General features: G+C 73.8%; 15 protein-coding genes and 1 tRNA gene. 8 read left to right on the forward strand and 8 right to left on the reverse strand.

Annotated features, from left to right (window positions below; translation table 11 throughout):
- Positions 1–131: 131 nt before the first annotated feature.
- Positions 132–872 (forward strand): TerD family protein, encoded by a 741-nt coding sequence (locus ACZ4WZ_RS25480; RefSeq protein WP_388936142.1) that lies wholly within the window; start codon positions 132–134, stop codon positions 870–872.
- A 28-nt stretch (positions 873–900) separates the two neighbouring features.
- On the opposite strand, the gene ACZ4WZ_RS25485 is transcribed toward ACZ4WZ_RS25480, so the two are convergent.
- Complete coding sequence (locus tag ACZ4WZ_RS25485) at positions 901–1,683, reverse strand: TerD family protein (protein WP_467893746.1); 783 nt, start codon at positions 1,681–1,683, stop codon at positions 901–903.
- Positions 1,684–1,877: 194 nt separating this feature from the next.
- Here ACZ4WZ_RS25485 and ACZ4WZ_RS25490 point away from each other — a divergent pair, with 194 nt between their 5' ends.
- The 4 genes from ACZ4WZ_RS25490 to ACZ4WZ_RS25505 are packed head-to-tail and all read left to right on the forward strand — an operon-like array spanning position 1,878 to position 7,013.
- Positions 1,878–3,053, forward strand: a complete 1,176-nt coding sequence (locus ACZ4WZ_RS25490; protein WP_467893748.1) for an HpcH/HpaI aldolase/citrate lyase family protein — start codon at positions 1,878–1,880, stop codon at positions 3,051–3,053.
- An 11-nt stretch (positions 3,054–3,064) separates the two neighbouring features.
- Complete coding sequence (locus ACZ4WZ_RS25495) at positions 3,065–5,539, forward strand: phosphoribosyltransferase (protein ID WP_467893750.1); 2,475 nt, start codon at positions 3,065–3,067, stop codon at positions 5,537–5,539.
- Positions 5,536–6,357 carry an HAD family hydrolase gene (locus ACZ4WZ_RS25500; protein ID WP_467893752.1) on the forward strand — a complete coding sequence of 274 codons (822 nt, stop codon included), beginning with the start codon at positions 5,536–5,538 and terminating at the stop codon, positions 6,355–6,357. The genes ACZ4WZ_RS25495 and ACZ4WZ_RS25500 overlap by 4 nt, the downstream gene beginning before the upstream one ends.
- Positions 6,354–7,013 carry an O-methyltransferase gene (locus ACZ4WZ_RS25505; protein ID WP_467893754.1) on the forward strand — a complete coding sequence of 220 codons (660 nt, stop codon included), beginning with the start codon at positions 6,354–6,356 and terminating at the stop codon, positions 7,011–7,013. Before ACZ4WZ_RS25500 ends, ACZ4WZ_RS25505 begins: the two co-directional genes overlap by 4 nt.
- Before the next feature lie 15 nt (positions 7,014–7,028).
- Here ACZ4WZ_RS25505 and ACZ4WZ_RS25510 read toward each other — a convergent pair whose 3' ends face one another.
- From ACZ4WZ_RS25510 to ACZ4WZ_RS25520, 3 genes are all read right to left on the reverse strand, one after another.
- Positions 7,029–7,235 (reverse strand): FmdB family zinc ribbon protein, encoded by a 207-nt coding sequence (locus ACZ4WZ_RS25510; protein WP_467893756.1) that lies wholly within the window; start codon positions 7,233–7,235, stop codon positions 7,029–7,031.
- Positions 7,236–7,244: 9 nt separating this feature from the next.
- The gene (locus tag ACZ4WZ_RS25515; protein ID WP_467893758.1) at positions 7,245–7,970 is read right to left on the reverse strand and encodes a DUF4383 domain-containing protein; all 726 of its coding nucleotides are present in this window, start codon (positions 7,968–7,970) and stop codon (positions 7,245–7,247) included.
- Positions 7,971–8,157: 187 nt separating this feature from the next.
- Positions 8,158–9,402, reverse strand: a complete 1,245-nt coding sequence (locus ACZ4WZ_RS25520; RefSeq protein WP_467893760.1) for a hypothetical protein — start codon at positions 9,400–9,402, stop codon at positions 8,158–8,160.
- A gap of 106 nt (positions 9,403–9,508) precedes the next feature.
- Between ACZ4WZ_RS25520 and ACZ4WZ_RS25525 the strand changes: the two genes are divergently transcribed.
- Positions 9,509–9,580, forward strand: a tRNA-Val gene (locus ACZ4WZ_RS25525).
- A gap of 56 nt (positions 9,581–9,636) precedes the next feature.
- Here the strand turns inward: ACZ4WZ_RS25525 and ACZ4WZ_RS25530 are convergent.
- Positions 9,637–9,711 carry a 50S ribosomal protein bL37 gene (locus ACZ4WZ_RS25530; RefSeq protein WP_099895366.1) on the reverse strand — a complete coding sequence of 25 codons (75 nt, stop codon included), beginning with the start codon at positions 9,709–9,711 and terminating at the stop codon, positions 9,637–9,639.
- A 99-nt stretch (positions 9,712–9,810) separates the two neighbouring features.
- Here ACZ4WZ_RS25530 and ACZ4WZ_RS25535 point away from each other — a divergent pair, with 99 nt between their 5' ends.
- Together ACZ4WZ_RS25535 and ACZ4WZ_RS25540 are read left to right on the forward strand one after the other, a co-directional pair.
- Positions 9,811–10,452 carry a TRADD-N-associated membrane domain-containing protein gene (locus ACZ4WZ_RS25535; protein ID WP_467893762.1) on the forward strand — a complete coding sequence of 214 codons (642 nt, stop codon included), beginning with the start codon at positions 9,811–9,813 and terminating at the stop codon, positions 10,450–10,452.
- Between the two features lie 7 nt (positions 10,453–10,459).
- A complete protein-coding gene (locus tag ACZ4WZ_RS25540; RefSeq protein WP_467893764.1) occupies positions 10,460–10,687 on the forward strand; it encodes a DUF2277 domain-containing protein in 228 nt (75 codons plus the stop codon).
- Positions 10,688–10,695: 8 nt separating this feature from the next.
- On the opposite strand, the gene ACZ4WZ_RS25545 is transcribed toward ACZ4WZ_RS25540, so the two are convergent.
- From ACZ4WZ_RS25545 to ACZ4WZ_RS25555, 3 genes are all read right to left on the reverse strand, one after another.
- On the reverse strand, positions 10,696–11,196 hold the full coding sequence (locus ACZ4WZ_RS25545; protein ID WP_467893766.1) for a hypothetical protein: 501 nt from the start codon (positions 11,194–11,196) through the stop codon (positions 10,696–10,698).
- 622 nt (positions 11,197–11,818) lie between these two features.
- On the reverse strand, positions 11,819–12,427 hold the full coding sequence (locus ACZ4WZ_RS25550; RefSeq protein WP_467893767.1) for a DedA family protein: 609 nt from the start codon (positions 12,425–12,427) through the stop codon (positions 11,819–11,821).
- A gap of 103 nt (positions 12,428–12,530) precedes the next feature.
- Positions 12,531–14,192, reverse strand: a complete 1,662-nt coding sequence (locus ACZ4WZ_RS25555) for an alkaline phosphatase D family protein (protein ID WP_467893769.1) — start codon at positions 14,190–14,192, stop codon at positions 12,531–12,533.
- Positions 14,193–14,272 lie beyond the last annotated feature (80 nt).

Below are 14,272 nucleotides of genomic sequence, written 5' to 3' on the forward strand. Positions count from 1 at the left end.
CCCCCCCCCCCCCCCCCCCCCCCCCCCCCCCCCCCCCCCCCCCCCCCCCCCCCCCCCCCCCCCCCCCCCCCCCCCCCCCCCCCCCCCCCCCGCCGCATTTCCGCACCGACCGACCCGGGGGGTTGGAACACATGGGGTTCTTCGACGGGATCAGGGGCGCTCGCGCCATGGGCTTCGACTCGGGCAACGCCTCGTCGAACGCCATCGAGCTGACCAAACGGCACCCGACGGTGTCGCTCACCAAACAGCAGGCCGTCCACGGCAACATGCGCGTGAACCTCTCCTGGCGGATGCGCACCTCCGACTTCGGCGGCCGCTCCGGCCAGAGCGGCCAGCTCTTCCGGCATCCGTTCAAACTCTTCAAACCGGACATCGTGCAGGCCCACACCCAGGGCATGGTCAACGTGGACCTGGACATGGGCTGTCTCTACGAGCTGACCGACGGCACCCGGGGCGCCGTACAGCCCCTGGGCAACCTGCTCGGCGACCTCAACGACCCGCCGTACGTGAAGCTCAGCGGCGACGACCGGTTCGGTTCGGGCTCGGGGGAGACCCTGTACATCAACCTCGACCACGCCGCCGAGATCAAACGGCTGCTCGTCTTCGTCTACATCTACGACCAGACCCCGGCCTTCGACCGGACCCACGCCCTGGTCACCCTCTACCCGACCGCCGGACCCAGGATCGAGATCCCGCTGGACGAGCGGCACCCGCAGGCCCGCTCCTGCGCGGTCCTCTCCCTGGAGAACGTCAAGGGCGAGCTGCTCGTCCGCCGCGAGGTGAAGTTCGTGTACGGGTTCCAGGCCGAGCTGGACCGGCTGTACGGCTGGGGGCTCCAGTGGGGCCGGGGCTACAAGAGCACCAAGGCCTGAGCGCGGGGGCCGCGCGGCCCCCGCCCGTTCAGCGGCGGACGAACTGCGGACCTTGCACCGGCAGCCGGAAGGACGGGTCGCCGCCCGGAGCCGGCACCGGGGCGGGGGACACCGGCTGCGGATAGCCGTAGGCCGGCGGGGCGGCCGGCGGGGCCTGGGTGACCGGCGCCGGCGCCGGAGGGCGCATGGCGGCGGTCTGCTCCGACCCCGGGGCCGGGGCGGTGGCCGGGGCCGGCTCCCCGCCGGAACCGGCCGCCTCGGCGGCGTTCTCGTCGACGGAGATGCCGTGGTCGGTGGCCAGCCCCACCAGGCCGTCGGAGTAGCCCTCGCCCAGGGCGCGGAACTTCCACGCCTCGCCCCGGCGGTACAGCTCCCCGCAGATCAGCGCCGTCTCGGCGCCGGTCTCCGGGTGGACGTCGAAGTGGGCCAGCGGCTCGGGAGCGCCGCCCGGGGTGGCGTCGTACAGCTGGATGCGCAGGTCGCGGACCTGCTCGAAGGGCACGTCCTCGGCGGAGGCCACCACCAGGACCCGGTCCACGACCGGAGGAACGGCACGCAGATCCGCCTGGACGGCGTCGGTGACCCCGTTGCCCACCTGCTTCTTGCCCAGGCGCCACACGGACCCCGAGGGGTGCCGGGGCTGGTTGTAGAACACGAAGTCCTCGTCCGAGCGCACGCGCCCGTCCGCTCCCACGAGCAGCGCGGAGGCGTCCACGTCCGGCACCTCGGGTCCGGTGGTCCAGCGCAGCACCGCCCGTACCGCCGTGGCGGTCACCGGGATGTTGGAGCCCTTCTGCATCGCGTGCGTCATGCCCGTCATCCTGCCCTCCCGGGGCCGACCGGGACAATGCGGCCCCCCGTAGGGCCTTGTTCCGAGAGCGGGAGCTGGGCATGGTGCAAGAGGGTTACCTGAACTTCATGTGCTCGAGGAACTCTTGACTCGCGTTCGTACGTACTATTACCGGCCACGCCAGTTGGGCCGCCGAGGCAGTACGGGGGAAGCACATGCGTCACTTCGGGCACATATCGCCCACCGTCCGAAAGGACCTCTTCCACCAGGAGCCGGCCGAGTTCACCCTGGCCTCCCCGGCCCGCACCCTGGCCGCCGCCCTCGGAGCGACCCTCTACAGCCCGGCCATCCGGCCGAAGCTGGCCGAGGACATCCGCAAGCAGGCCGGCCGCGGCGTCGTCTCCATGGTCCTCTGCCTGGAGGATTCCATCAGCGACGCCGACGTGGTGGACGGCGAGGAGAACCTCGTCCGGCAGTTCGCTGCCCTCGACACCGAGGGGGCGGACCCCGCCGGGCTGCCGCTCCTCTTCATCCGCGTCCGCACCCCCGAGCAGATACCCGATCTCGTCCGGCGGCTAGGCCGCTCGGTGCACAACCTGGCCGGATTCGTACTACCCAAGTTCACCGAAAGCCGTGGAACGGCCTTCCTCGACGCCGTCGCCCACGCCGAGGCGGCCGCCGGACTGCCCCGGCTGTACGCCATGCCGGTCCTGGAGACCCCCGACCTCCTCCACCTCGAAACCCGGGTCGAGGCCCTCGCCGGCATCTCGCGCACCGTCAACCGCTACCGCGAGCGGGTCCTCGCCCTGCGCCTGGGCGTCACCGACTTCTGCTCCCTCTACGGACTGCGCCGCACCCCCGACATGACCGCCTACGACGTCCAGATCGTCGCCGGGGTCATCGCCGACGTCGTCAACGTCCTCAGCCGCGCCGACGGCACCGGCTTCACCGTCACCGGCCCCGTCTGGGAGTACTTCCGCAGCCAGCAGCGCCTCTTCAAGCCGCAGCTGCGCCGCAGCCCCTTCCTGGAGGAGGGCGTGGAGGAACTGCGCACCGCCCTGATCGAACACGACCTCGACGGGCTGCTGCGCGAGATCGAGCTCGACCGCGCCAACGGGCTGCTCGGCAAGACGTGCATCCACCCGGCCCACGTCACTCCGGTGCACGCGCTGTCGGTGGTCTCCCACGAGGAGTTCAGCGACGCCCAGGACATCCTGCGCCCCGAGCGCGGCGGCGGCGGCGTGATGCGCTCCGCCTACACGAACAAGATGAACGAGGTGAAGCCCCACCGAGCCTGGGCCGAGCGCACCATGCTGCGCGCCGAGGTCTTCGGTGTGGCGAAGGAGGAGGTCGGCTTCGTCGACCTCCTGACGGCCGGGCTCCAGGTGTGAGCCGGCCGGCCATGACGAGGAAGGGCAAGACCATCGACACGGTGTGGTCGGGAACCTGGGTCGCCGAGCGGCTGGGCGTGGACCTGAGCCAAGCCGCCGGCGAGACATCGCCGCGGCTGAAGGAGCTGCTCGGGCTGGCCCTGCGGCACAATCCGAAGCGGGCGCACCTGCTCGTCTCACGGGTCCTGGGCAAGCACGTCCCACAGTCGCCCGAAGCCGTGTACGCCGCCGGCCACGGGCTGGGCGTACGGGTCCGCGAGCTGCTCGGGGAATCCGCCGCCGCCGCGGTGGTCCTCGGCTACGCCGAAACCGCCACCGGCCTCGGCCACTGCGTCGCCGACGGCCTGGGCCCCGCCCCCTACCTGCACTCCACGCGCCGCCCGGTGCCGGGGCTGCGGCCCGCCGGCGGGTTCGAGGAGGCCCACTCGCACGCCACCTCGCACCTCCTGCTGCCCGAGGACCCCGCGCTGCTGGCCGGGCAGGGGCCGCTGGTCCTCGTCGACGACGAGTTCTCCACCGGCAACACCGTCCTGAACACCATCCGCGACCTCCACACCCGCCACCCCCGCGCGCACTACGTGGTCGTCGCCCTCGTCGACATGCGCTCGGCCGCCGACCGCGACCGCCTCACCGCCTTCGCCGCCGAGCTCGGCGCGCGGGTCGACCTGATCGCCCTGGCGTCCGGGACGGTCTCCCTCCCGGACGGGGTCCTCGCCAAGGGACGGGCCCTGGTCGAGGAGCACGAGGCCGCCGACGCCGACGCCGACGCCGCCGCCGCCGCCGGGACGGGGACGGGCGTTCCGCCGGCGGTCACCCGGGTCCGGCTCGGCTGGCCCGCGGGGCTGCCGGACGGCGGCCGCCACGGCTTCACCCCCGCGCACCGCGAGACGCTGGAGGCCGCCCTGCCCGCCATGGCCGCGCGGCTCGCGGGCGCGCTGGGCGAGCGGCCCGGGAGGGTCCTCGTACTCGGCAACGAGGAGCTGATGTACGCGCCGCTGCGCCTCGCGCGGGCCCTGGAGCAGTCCGGCGCGGCACGCGAGGTGCGGTTCTCCACCACCACCCGCTCGCCCGTGCTCGCCGTGGACGACCCCGGCTACGCGATCCGGACCCGGCTGGTCTTCCCGGCCCACGACGACCCCGCCGACGGGCCCGGGGAACGCTACGCCTACAACGTCGCCGGGGCCGGTTTCGACACCGTCGTCGCCGTCGTCGACTCCGCCGGGGACACGCCCCGGCTCCACGCGGGACTGCTCGCCCGGCTGGCACCGCACACCGGCCGGGTCGTCCTGGCCGTCGTACCGTCCTACGTACCCGACCGGCAGGAGCCGACCGTGACCGAGCCGCCGCTGCCCGAACCGCTGCGGGGGCCGGCCTTCTCCTCGTACGCCTCCGAGGACGTCGGCTGGCTCCTCCAGGACCTGTCCGGCGTGCGGCTGGAGGCCCCGACCGAGGAACGCGAGGAGGCCATCCAGGCGGGCGGCGCCCACTACGCCGAGTCCCTGCCCGTCGAGTACCAGCCCTCGCCGCAGTACCAGGAGCTGTACCGCAGCGCCCTGGACGCCTCGGCGGCGCGCATCGCCCGTGCCGTCGGCACCGTCACCGAGACCGTGCTCGCCGAGCGTTCCCCCTCGCCCGTGCTGGTCTCCCTGGCCCGCGCCGGGACCCCCGTCGGCGTGCTGATGCGCCGCTGGGCCCGCGCCCGGCACGGCCTGGACCTGCCGCACTACGCCGTCTCCATCGTGCGCGGCCGCGGCATCGACGCCAACGCCCTGCGCTGGCTCGCCGCCCACCACGACCCGGCCGACGTCGTCTTCGTCGACGGCTGGACCGGCAAGGGCGCCATCACCCGCGAGCTGCGGGAGGCCCTGACCGGCTTCGAAGGCTTCAACCCGGAGATCGTCGTCCTCGCCGACCCCGGGTCCTGCGTGGACACGTACGGCACGCGCGAGGACTTCCTGATCCCCTCCGCCTGCCTGAATTCCACCGTTTCCGGACTCGTCTCGCGTACGGTGCTCAGGTCCGACCTGGTCGGCCCCCGCGACTTCCACGGCGCGAAGTTCTACCGGGAGCTGGCCGGAGCCGATGTCTCCGCCGCCTTCGTCGACACCGTGGCCGCCCGCTTCGACGAGGTCGCCGACGCGGTCGCCGCCGAGGTCAAGGAGCTCCTCGCCGCCGACCGCACCCCGACCTGGGCGGGCTGGGCGGCGGTGGAACGGATCAGCGAGGAGTACGGCATCCACGACGTGAACCTGGTCAAGCCGGGCGTCGGCGAGACGACCCGGGTGCTGCTGCGCCGCGTGCCGTGGAAGATCCTGGCCCAGCGCGGGGCCGGCTCCGACCTGGACCACGTACGCCTGCTCGCCGAGCAGCGCGGCGTGCCGGTCGAGGAGGTCGACGACCTGCCCTACATGTGCGTGGGACTGATCCACCCGCGCTTCACGCGCGGCGCCACGGGCGCCGACGGAAAGGCTGTGGCCTCCAAGTGACCGTCCTCGTAGCCAGTGACCTCGACCGTACGCTCATCTACTCGTCGGCCGCCCTCGCCCTGACCATGCCCGACCCCGAGGCCCCCCGGCTGCTGTGCGTCGAGGTGCACGAGAGCAGGCCGCTGTCCTACATGACGGAGACGGCGGCGGCGCTGCTCGCCGGGCTGGCCGCCGACCCGGCGGCGGTGTTCGTCCCGACCACCACCCGCACGCGCAAGCAGTACCAGCGGATCCGCTTCCCCGGCCCCCCGGCCCGGTACGCGATCTGCGCCAACGGCGGCCAGCTGCTGGTGGACGGCGTCCCGGACCGGGACTGGCGGCGCGCGGTGGCCGCACGCCTCGCGGCGGAATGCGCCCCGCTGGAGGAGGTGCACCAGCACCTGCTGGCCGTGTCCGATCCGGTGTGGCTGCGCAAGACGCGCGTGGCGGAGGACCTCTTCGCGTACCTGGTCGTCGAGCGGGCCCTGGTGCCCGACGAGTGGCTCAAGGCCCTGACGGAGTGGTGCGCGGCGCGCGGCTGGACGGTCTCGCTCCAGGGCCGCAAGATCTACGCCGTCCCGCGGCCGCTGACCAAGAGCGCCGCCATGCGGGAGATCGCCCGCCGCACGGGCGCCTCCACGACCCTCGCCGCCGGCGACTCGCTGCTGGACGCCGACCTGCTGCTGGCGGCCGACCGGGCCTGGCGGCCCGGGCACGGGGAGCTGGCCGACGCGGGCTGGACCGCTCCCACGGTGACGGCCCTGAGTGCGGCCGGAGTCGTGGCGGGTGAGCAGATCGTCCGGGAATTCGGCCGGGCCGTTGCGACACTGACCGCATGACCAAGGGCAACAGCACCAAGATCACTGACGAGCTCTACCAGTACGTCCTGGCCCACAACCCCCCGCTGGACGAGGTCCAGCGGGGGCTGGTCAGGACCACCTGGGAGAAGTTCCCCGAGTCGGCCGGCATGCAGTCCGCGGAGGAACAGGGACCGCTGCTGGCCTTCCTGGTCAGGCTGACCGGAGCCCGCCACATCGTGGAGGTCGGCACCTTCACCGGCTTCTCCGCCCTGTCCATGGCCCAGGCCCTCCCGGCCGACGGACGCCTGATCACCTGTGACGTGTCGCAGGAGTGGACGGCGTATGCCCGCGAGGCGTGGCGGGCGGCGGGCGTCACCGACCGGATCGAGCTGCGCATCGCCCCCGCGCTGGAGACCCTGCGCGCCATGCCGGCGGAGCCGCACATCGACATGGCGTACGTGGACGCAGACAAGGAGAACCAGATCCTCTACTGGGAGGAACTGGTACCGAGGCTGCGCCCGGGCGGGCTGATCGTCACCGACAACACCCTGTTCCACGGCACGGTGCTCGACGAGTCGCCCACCGGCCGGGGGGCGAGCGTCCGCGCGTTCAACGAGCACGCCATGGCCGACACCCGCATGGACTCCGTCCTGCTGGCGATCTCCGACGGCCTGACCCTCTCGCGCAAGCGCTGAGCCGCCCCGGGGGCGTCAGCAGCAGCCGCCCCCACCGCAGCAGCCGCCCCCGCCGGCCGGCGCGGGAGCACTGCTGGTCCCGCCGACGGCGACGGCGGAGAGCAGCTTGACGGTGTCGGCGTGCCCGGAGGGGCAGTCGGCGGGCGCGGACGACTCGGCCATCGGCCGGCTGACCTCAAAGGTGTCGTCGCAGGTCCGGCAGCGGTATTCGTAACGAGGCATGCACACAGGCTACGCAGTGCCGCGGCCGGACCGGAATCCCTCCCGGACCCGCTGCTCGCGCGCCGCCTGGTCGGGGTGGCGGGCGCGCCAGTACGGATTGTCGTGCGGCAGGGCGCTGCCGACCCGCCCGTACATCCCGAACCACATCAGCATCACGCCGACGACGAAGCTGAACAGCACGTTCTGGATCCGGAACGCCAGGAAGTTCAGGCTGGAGTCCAGCAGGGCGAGGTTGACGAACCCGCTCGCGATGAAGGCCAGCCCGAGCACGATGTTCAGGGTGGAGGCGAAGGTTCCGCCGATCACCATCCCAGCGAACAGCAGCCCGCCGATGCAGATCGACAGGACGCTCAGCGCGCCGTTGGTGTTCAGGGCCAGCACCGTGTCGCCACCGGTGTCGAAGAAGCCGATCCGGTCGATCAGCCCGAGGATCCCGAAGGCGATCAGCAGCAGGCCGGTGAGGCCGGCGCCGACCCGGTAGACCTTGCTGAGCTTGTGGTCGGTGGGCAGGTGCTCGTCGAGCCGGGCGTTGACGGGGTGCAGCAGACGCTCCACCAGGCGGGGGCCCCGCGGCCCGGGCGGCGGCCCGTACGGCTCGTGGGGTACGTAGGGCGCGTAGTGCTCGTGGGGCTCCGTGCACCCGTACGCCGCGTGCGGCGCGTAGGTCTCGTGACGTGCGGGGAGTGCGGGCGGCACGTAGCGCGTGCGGGGCCGGTGGAACATGCGGGCAGCCATAACGCCCTCCTCTGCTCCGTTCCAGCATCCGCCGCCGCCCCCGCCCGGACAACCGCGGGGGCTACGGACCCGGCCGGCGACGCTCCGGGCGTACCGCTGCCGGGCCTCGGGCAACGGCGGAGGGTTACGGGCCTGGTCGGGGATGCTGCCGCCCGCTGTCCCGGCCGCGCGCCCGGCCGGTGGCGGGCTACCCGGTCCCGCGCTGGTCGCGGATGTCCGACACCACCCGGCCCACCGCCGCCCGGACCTGCTCCATCTCCTGGATGAAGTGCCAGTAGTCCGGGTGCCGCCCCTCCAGCCCGGCCAGCGCCCGCTCCATCCGTGCCACCGCCTCGTCCAGCGGCCGCGCGTGCCGCGGATCGGGCACGCTCCGGCCGGCCATCGCCAGCCGCTGCGCGTCCCGGATCGCGAACCGGGTCCGCTGCGCCTCCTCCTTGGGGTCCCGCGCCACCGCCTCCAGCCGCGTGAGCCGGTCCTGCGCGGCCGACACCGCCTCGTCGGTGGCGTCCAGCGCGGCCCGTACCGCCTCGACCAGTGCCGATACGTCGGCCCAGCGCTGTTCCTCCCGCGCCCGGGCGGCCTCCCCGAGCCGGTCCTCGGCCCGCGCGACATCGCGTACTGCCTGATCGGGGACGTGCTGGAGGTCCTGCCAGCAGGCCGCGCTGAAGCGGCGCCTCAGCTCGCTGAGCACCGGATCCACGCGGTCCGCCCGGTTGCGCAGCGCCTGCGCCCGGGTCCGCAGGCTCACCAACCGCCGGTCGATCTCCGCGGCCCGCTCCGGCAGCCGCGCCGCCTCCGCCCGTACGGTCTCCGCGTCCCGCAGGATCCGGTCGGCGCGCTGCACGGTCTCCTGCACCCCGTGCCGGGCCGCACCCTGGTTCAGCTTCGTCAGCTCCGGCCCCAGCGCCGCCAGCCGCGCCGCGAGGTCGTCGGCCCGCATCCCCTGGGCCCGTACCGCGTCCAGCGCGTCACTCGCCGCCAGCAGCGCGGCCTTCGCGCGCTCCCGCGCGGGCGCGACCCGGGCCAGCTGCGTCTCCGCCTTGTCCAGCAGTGGCTGCAGCCCCTGCGCGAACCGCTCCAGCTCCCCCTTGACCCGCACCAGCTCGTCCCGTGCCCGGGTCAACTGCTGCCGCGCCTGGTGCGCGACGGAGCCCTCCAGGTCGACCCGGTCCAGGTCGTGCGCGTCGACGGCCTCGATGTACGCGTGGCTCACCTCGTCGATCCGCCGCCCGAGCGCGGCGAACCCCTCGGTGGCCTGCCGCGCCGCGGGAGACCCGTCGGCGGCGGCGATGGTCTCGATGGAGATCCGCAGATCCCGCTGCGCGGTGTCCAGCTCGTAGAACGCGGCCGCCGCGGCATCCTTCGCCGCCTGCGCATCCGCCCGCCGACTCTCGTCCCGCCCACCGAACCACCGCCGGGATGCCGTCGTCACAATCCCTCTCCCGTGCCCCGTCCGCCCATGCCCCGGTCCATTCTCCCCCACGGGAACGGGATTGCGTGGGGGGTCCGCCCTGCATGTAGGCTGTCCACTCGTCCACGGGTGCGTAGCTCAGGGGTAGAGCGCTGCTCTTACAAAGCAGATGTCGGCGGTTCGAAACCGTCCGCGCCCACACGTGACGAAGACCCCCCGCCGTTCACGGCGGGGGGTCTTCCGCATGTCTGGGGTTCAGGCGTTGGGGCGCTTGCCGTGGTTGGCCTTCTTCTTCTTGCGGGCGCGCTTCTTGTTTCCTCGCTTGGCCATGGTGTGGCTCCCTGGGTCCCTGGTGCCGAACGATCCGGGCGTTCGTCAGTCTAGGTTCCGGGCCGGTTTCCCGCGCGGTGACACGGGGATCTGGAAGGTGTGGCTGGGGGAGCGGAGTGGGTCTGGGTCGCGGGGCTCGGGGTGGTGGGGCTCGGGCTGCTGGTGGTCGCCCTGCTGGGGCAGGGCCGGTTCGAGCGGGAGCGGGACGCCGAGCGGACGCGGCTGCTCGCGCGGTTGGGCGAGGGCCCGCGGGAGGCGGGGGATCCGCGGCTGGTGGACGCCGGGGCGCATCAAGGGGCGTCGGCCGAGCTGGGGGACGGGCATGACGACTTCACGCCGATCCTCGTGGAGTACTACGCGTACGGCCTGACGCAGGCGCGCAGCAGCTTCGCCACGAGCCAGCGGTTCGCCGGGGTCGGCGCGGCCGTGCTGCTCCTCGGGGTCGGGCTCGCGGTGTGGAAGGCGGAGAGCACGGGGGACGCGTACATCGGGGTCGTCACCAGTTCCGCCGGCCTGGTCGTCACGCTCGTCGGGCAGCTGTTCCACCGGCGCGCCGACCTGGCCCTGCGGCACATGGCCGCCCAGACCGCGTCCCTGCGCGAGGACCGGCGGGCCGCCGAGAGCACCCAGCAGGCCATAGGCCTCCTGGAGGAGGTGTCCGACCCGGAGCTGCGCGGAAGGCTCCAGGCCGGGCTCATCATGAAGCTTTCCGGGGCCGAGCTGCCGCCGGCCGCGCCATAGTGGAGGTATGTGCCGCTCCATCAAGACTCTGCGCCCGCCCGCCATCCCCGAGAAGGCCACCGAGGAGGAGATCCGGGCGGCCGCGCTCCAGTACGTACGGAAGGTGTCCGGGTTCCGTGCCCCGGCCGCGCACAACCAGGAGGTTTTCGACGCCGCCGTGGACGCCGTCGCGGAGGCTACCGCCGCGCTGCTCGACGGCGTGCAGGTCCGGGGCCGGACGACCGCTGCTGTCTGACCGGGCCGTCAGCCCGCGTGGGCCCAGCGGCGGCGCAGCAGCCAGATGCCGGTGCCGAGCGCGCCGGCCGTGAGGGTGCCGCCCAGGGCGATCTGGCCCGGGCTCATGGACTCGACGCTGCCGCCGAGGCCGCCGCGGGCGGCGCCGGGGCTGACGTGGAGGGTGACCGTGACGCGGCGGCCCCCGGTTCCGCCGCACTCGAAGGTGACGGGGTAGGAGCCGGCGGCGGCGTCGCGGTAGACGGTGGCCGTGCCGAAGAGGTTGTTCGCGTTCCGGCTGCCCGGAGCCAGCGAGACGTCGCCGAAAGCGCGGGACGAGGCCCTGCCGGTGGAGGTGTCGCAGCCGTCGACGTTGAGACTCACGCGGCCGCCGGGGGCGACGGTGCCAGGGGAGACGGTGGCTGAGGGGGCGGCGGAGGCGAGCGTGGCGGGTGTGACGGCCGCGACGACGAGTGTCGCGGCGGCGATCCCGGTCAGGCGGCTCCGGTTGCGCGTGCGCGTGGAAGACATGGAGGGAACTCCTCGGGCTCGTCGAAACGGCGCGGCCAGGGACGGGGCGGGATGCGTATGCGGACGGGGGACGGGGATGCGGATGGGAGTGCGCCGTCTTCTGGACGCTAGAAGCCCCTGAGGGAGGCGGCGATCCCTGCCGGGTGAACGGGTGACTGGCCTGCTCCCTTCGGGGGGCGGCGCATCCCTGTCGACGTCTGCTCGGGTTACGCCCGGGGATGCGGGTCAGGTGCGGACCGGGGTGGGCCGCGGCGCAGGCGGCGGAGCCTGGCGGGACCGGTGTGGGTGGGGCGCGGTCCGGGAGGGGCCGGGTGGGTGGCGGGAGGACCTGCCGGGTTCCGTGCGGGGCCTGGCCGGCTTCTGTGCGGGTCCGGAGCCGTCCGGAAAGGCCGGGTCAGGTCAGGCTCGGACCGGGGTGCGGCGCGCGAGGCAGTGCCCGGGATCTGTGCGGTGCGGGCGGTCCGGGAAGGGCGGGCCAGGGACAGGGGCCGGGTGGGGCGGCGCTGCGGGGTCTGGCCGGGTTCTGTGCGGTGCGGGTGGCGCGGTCCGGGAGGGGTGGGGCAGGCCCCGGTGGTGGCGGGAGGGCCTGGCCGGCTGGGGGCGGGGTCGGGGAGGGCTGGGGTCAGGCCGGGGCCGGGGACGGGGAGGGGCGGCGGCGTACGAGGTAGGCGGCCAGGGAGCCCGCCGCGAAGAGGGCGGCCAGGGAGACCGCGGTGCCGAGCCAGGCCGTGCCCAGCCACTGGGTGCCGAAGTAGCCCAGCGACACGCTGTAGCTCGCCCAGCTGATGCCCGCCAGCACCGACCAGGGCAGGAACTCCGACGCCTTGCGCCGCGTCCGGCCCGCGCCAAGGGAGACGACCGAGCGGCCGGCCGGCGCGAAGCGGGCGATGACCACCAGTGCGCCGCCGCCCCTCGCCAGGGCGGTCCCCAGGCGTTCCTGGGCGCGGGTCAGCCGGCGGGAGCGGGCGATGGCCCGGTCCAGCCGGTCTCCGCCGCGCCGGGCCAGCCGGTACGCCGCCGTGTCGCCCAGTACGGAGGCTGTCGCCGCGACCACCAGCAGGAGCCGGATGTCGGGGGCCTGGGCGGGTGCACCCGTCGCCGCGGCCGCGGCGGCGGTGATCACCAGCATCCCGCTCGGCAGCACCGGCAGGAACACGTCGAGCACCACCGACACCGCCACCACGGCGTAGATCCAAGGGCTCGTGGTCAACGACCCCAGAGTCTCAAGCAAAGCGGGACTCCCCAGTCCGAAGCGCCGCGTCGTCGCGGGGAGCGGCAGGGGCGGCTGACAGCCATACAGCGTACGCCCGGAGTCGGCCCGGGGAAGCCGTGGCCTACTCCACCGCGGTGAGTTCCCGGTCCAGCAGCGTCACCAGCCGGGCCCCGGCCCGGCCCGACCGGGCCTGGTCCAGCCGCAGCCGGGCGCTGCGGCCCGCCAGGGCCAGCGTCATCAGCTGGTTGCCGAACCACGGTCCACCCGTACGGCGCCAGCTCACCGGCGGCCTTCCCGTCCGGCCGTGCCGGGAGAAGCCGCGCCCCAGCCACCGGCCCAGCCGCGACCAGCCCAGCCGGAACCCCCACTTCACCACCCGGTGGATGGAGTTGTGCACGGGGGAACAGGTCAGCTGGAACACCCGGGCCGTGCTCGGTATTCGGGGCTCGGCCACGTACGCGTGATGGACGTCTCCGGACAGGACGGCGACCGTCGCCGGGGCCCTCGGGCCCGTGCCCACCTCCTCGATCAGGTCGCTCAGCGCCGCGAACGACGCCGGGAACGCCGCCCAGTGCTCCAGATCGCTGCGCCGCCGCAGGTCCTCCCCGACGCGCGCCCACCGCGCCCCGCGCTCCCCCCGGCAGAGCGCGGCATTCCACACTTCCGCGTCATGGATCAGCGGGGGCATCAGCCACGGCAGCGAGGACCCGATCAGCAGGTGGTCGTAATTCCCGTGACCCTCCAGCGCGTTCTCCCGGAGCCAGAGCTGCTCCCCGGGGTCGAGCATGGCCCGTCCGTCCTCGGCGAGCACCCGGGCCGCCCGGGTGTCCACCATCAGCAGCCTCGACCGGCCGAAGTCCCGCCGGTAACTCCAGCGCACCGAAGCCGGGTCGGCGTCCGCCGAGGCCGCGAAGGCGCGCAGCGCGTCGGTGCCGTCCGGGGTGGAACGTACGGCCGCGTACACCGTGTCCGCGGCGAGTTCGGCGGGGGAGAGGTTGCCCAGGTGCTGGTACACCCAGTAGGACATCAGCCCGCTGAGCACCCGCTCCGGCCACCACGGAGTCGACCGCATCTCCGCCACCCAGGCCGCGCTGGTGTTCCAGTCGTCGATGACGTCGTGGTCGTCGAATATGTGCAGGCTGGGGACCGTCGACAGGAGCCAGCGGATCTCCGGGTCGAGCCAGGACTCGTAGTACAGCCGGGTGTACTCCTCGTAGTCCGCGACCTGCGCGCCCGGTGCCTCCCGCAGGTCGCGGCGCGCGGCGAGCCATTCGCGGGTGTCGCGTGAGAGGTGGTCCGCGTACACCTGGTCGCCGAGCAGCAGCAGGACGTCGGGCCGTACTTCCTGGGGGTGGTGGGCCAGCCGCGCCGCGAGGGTGTCGAGGGCGTCGGCCCCGTGCGGCCCGCGCCGGCGGGCGGGCGGGGCCGCCTGACGGCAGGAGCCGAAGGTGACGCGGAGCCCGGGGGCGGGCCGCCCGGGGCCTCCCCCCACGGCGGGGGTGCTGATGGTGCTCGGCGGGAAGCCGTCGCCGTCCGCCGGCCAGACGAGGCGGCCGTCGAGCAGTACCTCGTACGCCGTGGTCGTGCCCGGGGTCAGGCCGGTGACCGGCACCAGTGCGTAGTGGTGGCCGGCTATCTGGAAGGTGCGGATGCTGCCGCCCGATCCGTCGGCACACCGCACCTCGGCCGTGCACGGGCGGTCCGCCTCGACCCATATCGTGGCGGAGTCGCCCGTGTCCCAGTCGACGTAGCGCAGCAGTGGTCCCAGTCGCAGCCCGGCCATCCAACTCCCCCTCCTCGGCAGCCCTTTCGATCACGGTAAGGGGCGGGAGGGGGCTGGGCCTCCCCCTGGCGGGGGATAGC

The organism is Streptomyces sp. NPDC029122, from assembly GCF_055569445.1.